Source organism: Kitasatospora sp. NPDC050463 (assembly GCF_040655255.1).
GTDB lineage: Bacteria > Actinomycetota > Actinomycetes > Streptomycetales > Streptomycetaceae > Kitasatospora.
On the sequence record NZ_JBFAJO010000183.1, the window covers coordinates 1 to 4,222 of the forward strand.

1 protein-coding gene is annotated in these 4,222 nt (G+C 72.6%); it reads right to left on the reverse strand.

What is annotated here, in order from left to right:
* On the reverse strand, positions 1–4,222 hold a 4,222-nt coding region (locus AB0J08_RS41110), incomplete at both ends, for a type I polyketide synthase (protein WP_360645173.1).

Genomic DNA, 4,222 nt, shown 5'->3' on the forward strand with positions numbered 1-4,222 from the left:
GTCCACCGTCACCGCCGGACCCTCGAAACCGAAGGTGTAGGAGAGGCGACCCGAGGCGACACTGCCCGAGTTGCCGATCCCGATCAGACCCTCCAGCTCACCGGGCACGCGGCTCTGCGAGCCGTAGTCGTGGTACATCACGCCGGCGAAGACGCCGGTCCGGCTGCCGCGCAGCCGGTCGGCACTGATGCCGGCCCGCTCCATCGCCTCCCAGGAGGTCTCCAGCAGCAACCGCTGCTGCGGGTCCATCGCGAGCGCCTCACGCGGCGAGATCCCGAAGAACCCGGGGTCGAACTCCCCCGCGTCATAGAGGAAGGCGCCGTGTCGGGAGTAGGTGGTGCCGATCGCCTCGGGGTCCGGGCTGTAGATCCCGTCGAGGTCCCAGCCGCGATCCGCCGGGAACTCGCCGATCGCGTCCGAGCCACCCGCGACCAGCCGCCACAACTCCTCCGGCGACCCGACTTCACCCGGGTAACGGCACGCCATGCCGACGATCGCGATCGGCTCGTCGGTCGCGGTCGTGATGGCAACGGCCTGCGGCTCGCGACCGCTCTGCTCACCGGCCAGGTAATCGGCGACGGCCTGAGCGGTCGGGTAGTCGAAGATCAGCGTCGAGGGCAACCGGAGCCCCGTCGCCGCACCGAGGCGGTTGCGGAACTCCACGGCCATCAACGAGTCGAACCCGAGATCCTGGAACTGCCGCCCCGGAGCAATCGCCGAAGCGTCGGCGAACCCCAGAACGGCGGCAGCCTGCGTACGCACCAGCTCGCCCAGTTCAGCCACGCTGTACGTACGCGCCTGCCCGGCAGCCCTGACCGACCGGCGAGGCCTGGTCCGCACCAGACGCGCCGGAACCAGCACAGCGTCACCCGAACGAACGGCGGCATCGAACAGGACCAGACCCTCTGGGTCGGAGAGCGGCTTGACGCCCGACTGCTCCATCCGTCGCAGGTCGGCTTCGGTGAGGTCGCCGGCCATGCCGCCGCCTGCCCAGGGGCCCCAGGCGAGGGAGGTCGCGGGCAGACCCTGGGTGGTGCGGTGGTGGGCGAGGGCGTCAAGAGCTGCGTTGGCGGCGGCGTAGGTGGCCTGGCCGGCGTTACCCAACGTGCCCGCGAGGGAGGAGTAGAGGACGAACGCGGTCAGGTCGAGGTGCGCGGTCAACTCGTGCAGGTGCCAGGCGGCGTCCGCCTTCGGCCGCAGCACGGCGTCCAGACGTTCGGGAGTCTGGCCGGGGAGGAGACCGTCGTCGAGGATGCCGGCGGTGTGGACGATGGCGGTGGGCGGGTTGGTGGTGATCAGCTCGGCCAGGGCGTCGCGGTCGGTGATGTCGCAGGCGGTGATGGTGACGTGGGCGCCGAGGGCGGTGAGGTCGGCGGCCAGTTCGGTCGCGCCGGGGGCGTCGGTGCCTCGTCGGCTGACCAGCAGCAGCTCACGAACGCCGTGGTCGGTGACGAGGTGCCGTGCGGTGAGTGCGCCGAGGCCACCGGTGCCACCGGTGATCAGGACGGTGGAGTCCGGCCCGAAAGCGGGTTCACCGTCTCGGGGGGTGACGGTGGCGCGGGTGAGGCGGGCGGTCAGCAGGGTTTCACCGCGGACGGCGACCTGGGTCTCGCCGGTGGTCAGGGCCTTGGTCACCGCGTCGTTCGTGTCGGTGGCGGTGTCGATGAGGGTGATGCGGCCGGGTTGTTCGGCTTGGGCGGCGCGGACCAGGCCCCACGCGGCGGCGTGGGCGAGGTCGATCGGCTCGTCGGCCGTCGTGGCGACACCGTGGCGGGTGACGACCACCAGCGGGGCCTCCGAGGCCTGCACGGCGGCGAGGACGTGTTCGGTGGTGTGGCGGACCGCGTCCGGGATGGCGAGACCCTCGGTGGCCGGGACGGTGACCAGCTCGAACGCCGGGATCTCCGCCGTCGCGGTGCCGGCCGTGACCGCTGTCCACACCAAGTGGTGGAGCATGTCGCGGGCGGCGCTCAGCTGGTCGGCCGAGACCGGACGCAACGTGAGCGCGCCGATCTCCGCCACCGGTCGGCCCTCGCCGTCCGCCAGGGCGAGCGCCAGCGCGCCGCCGGGAGCCGCAGAGCCGACCTTGATCCGCAGGGCGGTCGCGCCGCTCGCGTGCAGGGTCAGCCCGCTGAAGGCGAACGGCAGGTGGGGCTGTGCGGCGGGCAGGAAGTCGCCCAGGGCGATGGCGTGCAGGGCCGCGTCCAGCAGCGCGGGGTGCAGGCCGAACCGGACCGCGTCCGCACGGCATTCCTCGGGCAACGTGATCTCGGCGTAGACATCACTGTCGACCCGCCAGGCGGCGGTGAGGCCCTGGAAGGCCGGGCCGTAGCCGAGACCGGTCGCGGCCAGGTCCGGGTAGAGCTCGTCCACGGCGAGCGGCTCGGCGCCCGCCGGCGGCCAGGCGGCGAAGTCGAACGCGGGCGTCTCGGTAGCCAGGGCGAGGAAGCCCTGGGCATTGCGGACCCAGTCCGGCGCGTCCTCGGTCCGGGAGTGGACGGCCACCGGCCGGCGCCCGGAGGCGTCGGCGGCCGCGACGACCACCTGCAGTTGCAGGCTGCCACTGGCCGGCAGAACCATCGGAGAGCTGAGCGTGAGTTCGTCCAGCACGGGACTGCCCAGCTCCTCGCCCGCCCGCAGGGCGAGTTCGGCGAGAGCGGCACCGGGAAGGATGACCGTGCCATTGACCTCGTGGTCGGCGAGCCAGGGCTGGGCGGTCAGCGAGAGCCGGCCGGTGAGGGTGAGGCCGTCGGCGTCCGGGGCCGGGACGAGTGCGCTGAGCAGCGGGTGGTCAACAGCGCCCAGACCGGCGGATGTCACATCGCTGGAAGTCAGGCTCTGGTCAAGCCAGTAGCGCCGGTGCTGGAAGGCGTAGGTGGGCAGCTCGACGCGGCCGGACCCGGCGGGGGCGAAGTATGTCGCCCAGTCCACCGCGATGCCGATGGTGTGGAGCCGGCCCAGGGCTTCGAGGAGGGTGCGGGTCTCGGAGCGGTCCTTGCGGGCGGTGGGGACGAACGTCTCGCCGCCGTCGAGGGTCTGCTGGGCCAGGCCGGTGAGCGTGCCGTCCGGGCCGAGTTCGACGAGGACGGTGGCGCCGATGGCACGGGCGGCGGTGACGCCGTCGGCGAAGCGGACGGCCCGGCGGACGTGGTTCACCCAGTAGTCGGGGGTGGTGAGTTGGCCGGGTTCGGCGAGGTGGCCGGTGAGATTGGAGACGACCTGAATGGTCGGCTCGTGGAAGACGATGTCGGCCAGTGCCACCCGGAACTCGGCGAGCATCGGGTCCATGAGCGGGGAGTGGAAGGCGTGGGAGACGCGCAGGCGCTTGGTCCGCGCGGTCGTCTGTGCCTCGATCGCGGCGATCGCCGCCTCGGTGCCGGATACGACCACGGCAGCGGGCCCGTTGACGGCGGCGATCCCCGCCTCGGCCTCGTGTCCGGCGAGCAGCGGCAGGACGTCGGTCTCGGTGGCGGCGATGGCGAGCATCGCCCCGCCGGCGGGCAGCGCCTGCATCAGCCGGGCGCGGTGGGCGACCAGGGTGCAGGCGTCGGTCAGGTCGAAGACCCCGGCGACGTGCGCGGCGGCGATCTCGCCGACCGAGTGCCCGGCCAGCACGTCCGCGCGAACACCGAGGGACTCCAGCAGCCGGTACAACGCCACCTCGAAGGCGAACAACGTCGGCTGCGTCAGCCCGGTCTCGCCCAGCACCCCGTCGGCGTCCTCGAACATCACCTCGCGCAGCGACCGGCCCACCAGCGGGTCCAGCACCTGGCAGATCTCGTCCAACGCGCTCGCGAACACCGGGAACGCGGCCGCCAGGTCGGCGCCCATGCCGACCCGCTGGCTCCCCTGTCCGGCGAACAGGAAGGCAAGGCGCCCACCCGCACCAGAGCCCGAGATCCCGCCGTCCGCTGCCAACGCCCGCAGTCCGGCGATCAGTTCGTCCCGGTCGGTGCCCACGATCACCGCACGCCGCTCCAGCACCGCACGCTCACCCGCGAGCGCCGCACCGACCACAGCCGGCGAAGCATCGTCCAGCTCCGCCCAGTCGGCGAGCCGTGCGGCCTGCGCGGCCAGTGAGGCGGTGTCCTTGGCGGACACCAGCCAGGGCACCAGCGGGAGTTCGTCCTCGTGCCCGGCAGTGGTATCGGGTTCGCCTTGCTCGATGATGACGTGGGCGTTGGTGCCGCTGACGCCGAAGGAGGAGATGCCGGCCCGGCGC